This is a genomic window from Pseudomonas sp. NPDC087626, from assembly GCF_044743405.1.
In the GTDB taxonomy this organism is placed as follows: Bacteria; Pseudomonadota; Gammaproteobacteria; order Pseudomonadales; family Pseudomonadaceae; genus Aquipseudomonas.
Window position 1 is genome coordinate 1 of record NZ_JBIUWJ010000063.1, and the last position, 5,706, is coordinate 5,706.

At 59.9% G+C, this 5,706-nt stretch carries 5 protein-coding genes; all 5 read right to left on the reverse strand.

All coding sequences use genetic code 11. From position 1 onward, the window contains the following. Positions 1-181: 181 nt before the first annotated feature. Positions 182-2,488, reverse strand: coding sequence for a YgiQ family radical SAM protein (locus tag ACIOVD_RS27740; RefSeq protein ID WP_095169561.1), 2,307 nt, complete (start codon positions 2,486-2,488; stop codon positions 182-184). A 186-nt stretch (positions 2,489-2,674) separates the two neighbouring features. Continuing rightward, complete coding sequence (gene dnaB, locus ACIOVD_RS27745) at positions 2,675-4,069, reverse strand: replicative DNA helicase (protein WP_017336265.1); 1,395 nt, start codon at positions 4,067-4,069, stop codon at positions 2,675-2,677. Between the two features lie 110 nt (positions 4,070-4,179). Continuing rightward, the gene (gene rplI / locus ACIOVD_RS27750; RefSeq protein ID WP_095169562.1) at positions 4,180-4,626 is read right to left on the reverse strand and encodes a 50S ribosomal protein L9; all 447 of its coding nucleotides are present in this window, start codon (positions 4,624-4,626) and stop codon (positions 4,180-4,182) included. A 19-nt stretch (positions 4,627-4,645) separates the two neighbouring features. After that, entirely contained in the window at positions 4,646-5,539 is an 894-nt protein-coding gene (locus ACIOVD_RS27755) for a hypothetical protein (protein ID WP_095169563.1), read from the reverse strand. 36 nt (positions 5,540-5,575) lie between these two features. Continuing rightward, the coding region (gene rpsR, locus ACIOVD_RS27760; RefSeq protein ID WP_401131364.1) for a 30S ribosomal protein S18 at positions 5,576-5,706 on the reverse strand (131 nt) is incomplete at its 5' end.

The following is a 5,706-nucleotide window of genomic DNA, read 5'->3' on the forward strand; positions in this document are numbered from 1 at the left end:
ACGCCGGATAGATGAAAGCAAGCCAAACACGACATCAAAAACAGTATTGCAGAAAAGGGGGTAACCATAGATGTGGGAGCGGGCTTGCCCGCGATGAGGCCAGCAGCTCCAGTACATTTCCCAAGCCTGAAATGCAGAACGCCAACCCGAAGGTTGGCGTTCTGTTCAGCGGGGGCGCGGCTTAGCGCGGCACAACCGGCTTGCGCGCAGGTTTCGGGCCCTTGCCTTTGGCCGCATCCTTACGCTCCTTGGCCGCCTGCTGGTTACGGGCGAACGCCGCAGCCTTGGCCTGTTCACGCTTGTCCCACGGATTGCCACCATCACTGGCACGCGGCGGCAGGCCGGTATGCTGGGTGAGGATCTTGGTGGTCTTTTCCGTCGCCGCCACTTTATGGCTGCCAGCCGGCGTCGAGTTCTTGCGACGGGCACTCTGGTAGCTGTCGCTAGCCGGCTGGTGCAGCGGAATCAACTGGTTCTTGCCCGGCCCGATCAGGTCGGCGCGGCCCATGCGGGTCAGCGCTTCACGCAGCATTGGCCAGCCTTTCGGGTCGTGGTAACGCAAGAACGCCTTGTGCAGGCGACGCTGCTCCTCGCTCTTGACGATGGTCACGCCGTCGCTCTTGTAGGTGACCTTGCGCAGCGGGTTCTTGCCCGAGTGGTACATGGCGGTGGCCGTGGCCATCGGCGACGGGTAGAACGCCTGTACCTGGTCGGCGCGGAATCCGTTGCCCTTGAGCCACAGGGCCAGGTTCATCATGTCTTCGTCGGTGGTGCCCGGGTGGGCCGCGATGAAGTACGGAATCAGGTACTGCTCCTTGCCCGCTTCCTTGGTGTACTTCTCGAACATGCGCTTGAACTTGTCATAGCTGCCGATGCCCGGTTTCATCATCTGGTTGAGCGGACCTTCCTCGGTGTGTTCCGGGGCGATCTTCAGGTAACCACCGACGTGGTGGGTCACCAGTTCCTTGACGTACTCAGGCGACTCGACCGCCAGGTCGTAACGCAGGCCCGAGGCGATCAGGATCTTCTTCACACCCGGCAAGGCGCGTGCGCTGCGATACAGCTGGATCAGCGACGAGTGGTCGGTATTGAGGTTCGGGCAGATGCCCGGGAACACGCAGGATGGCTTGCGGCACGCGGATTCGATTTCCGGGCTCTTGCAGGCGATGCGGTACATGTTCGCGGTCGGCCCGCCAAGGTCGGAAATGACCCCGGTGAAACCCGGCACTTTGTCGCGGATCTCTTCGATTTCGCGAATGATCGACTCTTCGGAACGGTTCTGGATGATCCGGCCTTCGTGCTCGGTAATCGAGCAGAAGGTGCAGCCACCGAAGCAGCCACGCATGATGTTGACCGAGAAGCGGATCATGTCGTAAGCCGGGATCTTCTCCTTGCCGTACGCCGGGTGCGGGACACGGGCGTACGGCATGCCGAACACGTAGTCCATTTCTTCGGTGGTCATCGGAATCGGCGGCGGGTTGAACCAGACGTCGACTTCGCCATGCTTCTGCACCAGCGCACGGGCGTTGCCCGGGTTGGTTTCCAGGTGCAATACCCGGTTGGCGTGGGCGTAGAGCACCGCGTCACCACGGACTTTTTCCACCGATGGCAGGCGAATCACGGTCTTGTCGCGGGTCATGCGCGGGCTGGCCAGGATCTGCACGACTTTAGCTTCGCTCGGATCCTCGACTGGCCCTTTTTCCTGCTCGATGGCGCAGGCTTGGGTGTCCTGGGTGTTGACATACGGGTTGATGATCTTGTCGACCTTGCCCGGACGGTCGATGCGCGTGGAATCGACTTCGTACCAGCCTGCAGGCGTGTCACGACGAATGAACGCAGTACCGCGCACGTCGGTGATGTCTTCGATCTTGTGTCCGTAGGACAGGCGCTGGGCGACTTCGACAATGGCCCGCTCGGCGTTGCCGTACAGCAGGATGTCGGCGCAGGCGTCGATCAGGATCGAGTTGCGCACCCGGTCCTGCCAGTAATCGTAGTGGGCGATGCGGCGCAGGGAAGCTTCGATGCCACCGAGCACGATCGGCACATTCTTGTAGGCTTCCTTGCAGCGCTGGCTGTACACCAGGCTTGCGCGATCCGGACGTTTGCCGGCCATGCCACCTGGGGTGTAGGCGTCGTCGGAACGGATCTTCTTGTCGGCGGTGTAGCGGTTGATCATCGAGTCCATGTTGCCGGCCGCGACACCGAAGAACAGGTTCGGCTCGCCGAGCTTCATGAAATCGTCTTTGGACTGCCAGTTCGGCTGGGCAATGATCCCGACGCGAAAGCCCTGGGACTCCAGCAGCCGGCCGATGATGGCCATGCCGAACGATGGGTGGTCGACGTACGCATCACCGGTAACGATGATGATGTCGCAGGAATCCCAGCCAAGCTGATCCATCTCCTCCCTGCTCATCGGCAGGAATGGCGCAGGACCGAAACATTCGGCCCAGTACTTGGGATAGTCAAATAACGGCTTGGCTGTTTGCATGACGGTGACCGGTGTTGAGATGAAAAATCGCGGGCGCGGAATATAGCACAAATTTTGACCAATTCCGACGGTTATGGTCGGAAATTACGGCGACCCAATCGCGGGCAAGCCCGCTCCCACAGGGATCACACTAACCCTGTGGGAGCGGGCTTGCCCGCGATGAGGCCCTTTCAGGCACTACACAACTTACTCGTCGTCGAAATTGTAGCTGCCCGGCGCGAGGTTTTCGAAGCGCGTGTACTTGCCGATGAACGCCAGTCGTGAGGTGCCGATCGGGCCGTTACGCTGCTTGCCGATGATGATTTCGGCGATGCCCTTGTGCTCGGTTTCCGGGTGATACACCTCGTCCCGGTAAACGAACATGATCACGTCGGCATCCTGCTCGATCGCTCCGGATTCCCGCAAGTCGGAGTTGATTGGCCGTTTGTTCGGTCGTTGCTCCAGGGAGCGGTTGAGCTGGGACAACGCCACTACCGGGCAGTTGAATTCCTTGGCCAGGGCCTTCAAGGAACGGGAAATCTCGGAAATCTCGTTGGTCCGGTTGTCGCCACCCGACCCCGGGATCTGCATCAGCTGCAGGTAGTCGATCATGATCAGCGCGACGTCACCGTGCTCACGCACCAGTCGGCGGGTCCGCGCGCGCATTTCCGAAGGGCTGATACCGGCCGTATCGTCGATGAACAGCTTGCGGTCGTTGAGCAGGTTGACCGCCGAGGTCAGGCGCGGCCAATCGTCGTCGTCCAGGCGACCGGCCCGGACCTTGGTCTGGTCGATACGGCCCAGGGACGACAACATACGCATGATCAGCGATTCGCCTGGCATCTCGAGGGAGTAGACCAGTACGCACTTGTCGCTGCGCAACACGGCGTTTTCCACCAGGTTCATCGCAAAGGTGGTTTTACCCATGGACGGACGGCCAGCGACGATGATCAAGTCAGCCGGTTGCAGGCCGCTGGTTTTCTCGTCGAGGTCGGTGTAGCCGGTGGACAGGCCGGTGATGGCGTTGTCAGTGTTGAACAGGGTGTCGATGCGATCGATGGCCTTGGTCAGCAGGTCATTCACGCTCACCGGGCCGCCGGTTTTAGGCCGGGCCTCGGCGATCTGGAAGATCTGCCGTTCGGCTTCGTCGAGAATCTCTTCAGCCGTACGCCCTTCGGGATTGAAGGCGCTGTCGGCAATTTCGGTGGCGATGCCGATCAACTGCCGCAATGTTGCCCGGGCACGAACGATCTGGGCGTAGGCCTTGATGTTAGCGACCGACGGGGTATTTTTCGCCAGCTCACCCAGATAACCGAGACCTCCCACCTGGGAGGTCTGGCCTTCCTTGTCGAGCTGTTCGGCAAGAGTCACCACGTCGATCGGTGAGTTCTGGTCCGCCAGCTTGGCAATCGCACGGAAAATCAGGCGGTGGTCATGACGATAGAAATCACCGTCCGAGACCTGATCGAGCACGCGTTCCCAGGCGTTGTTGTCCAGCATCAGACCACCGAGTACAGCCTGTTCGGCCTCGATGGAATGGGGCGGCACTTTCAACGCGGCGGTTTGCAGATCGTATTGCTCAGGAGCGGAGATATCGTTCATGGCCACTTGGAATTAGGGGATCGTAGAAAAACAAAAGGCACGACCTGTAAACAGGATCGTGCCCGATGTTAACTGGCTGACACGCGAGGTGCCAGTCAGTTAGGTGCTGCTTAAGCTGCTACCACGACAACGCGTACGGTGGCTTCAACTTCAGCGTGCAGGTGCACGGCTACGTCGAATTCACCTACGTTGCGGATGGTGCCGTTCGGCAGACGAACTTCGCTTTTTGCAACTTCAACGCCAGAGGCGGTCAGTGCATCAGCGATGTCGTGAGTACCGATCGAACCGAACAGCTTGCCTTCGTCACCGGCGGTGGCAGTGATAGTCACTTCCAGCTCAGCCAGTTGGGCAGCGCGGCTTTCAGCCGAAGCTTTTTTGTCTGCAGCCAGTTTTTCCAGCTCAGCACGACGCTCTTCGAACGCAGCCAGGTTGGCAGCGGTCGCAGCGGTAGCTTTGCCGTAAGGCAGCAGGTAGTTACGGCCGTAACCAGCCTTAACGTTCACTTTGTCGCCCAGGTTGCCCAGGTTGGCGACTTTTTCCAGAAGGATCAGTTGCATGTGAAAATCCTCTTAACTTTTAACCTTCACCGTTCGCGTTATCGACGTCTTTCGGCGTCAAACGACCGCGAAAATCAATCAGGCTGTCGACAATGGCCAGGACCACCAGCAACGGATAGATCAGCTGCATAAACAGCAACAGCGTTACGTACAACCCCACCAGCCAAAACTTGGCCAGTCGCTTTTCAGCCACCAGCCCATGAATCAAGGCCAGCCCGGCGAACACCAGCGGTACGCTGCACAACGGCGTCAACATGGCCATCTGGGTACCGAAATTCGGCCCCAGAAGCATGCACGCCAGCAGCAACATCGCCGGCCCCAGCGGGATTCGGATGGCGCGAAACTCGCGACCAAAACCACCGGGGTTGTACAACAACGCCTGCCAGTAGCGCCCGACAATCAGGCTCAGCACACTGACGATTTGCAACAAGGCCGCTATCAGGCCAGTCAGGACCGGTGCAATCAGGGCGGCGAGACGCGCTCGCTCCTCTACCGACAATTGCTGGTAGAGGTCACCGAGGGCCAGCGGCAGGATCTTGACCAGTTCCTGTGCCAGCATCTCGATGTGGGGACGGTAAACCGCACCCAGCACCACCGAAAACACCACTCCCATCGCTACGCTGACCAGCAGCGTGCGGTTCCAGGACTCACTTGCGCGTAAAACCAACGCAAGGCCCGAAGATCCCAGCAGCACCATGAGTGCCCGTGGATCATCGGAATACAGCCACCAAATCAAGGCTGGCAGCATCCCCAGAGCAAGGACGCCCAAGGCGTCCTTCAATCCGCGCCGCAGCAGCACCAGGCTCCCTGCGGCAGCACCCAACCAATACAACAACGGCAATGCCGCGCATCCGGCCACTACGAGAGTGGCCTGCATACGGCCGCGCATGATGAACTCAGCTATGGCACGCATGCATTCAATCCCTTACTACGTGTCGACTGCCCGGTCTCAGCGGCCGTGGCTGTCGGTGTAGGCCAGCAGGGCCAGGAAGCGGGCGCGCTTGATAGCGGTGGCCAGCTGACGCTGATAACGTGCTTTGGTACCGGTGATGCGGCTTGGAACGATTTTGCCGGTCTCGG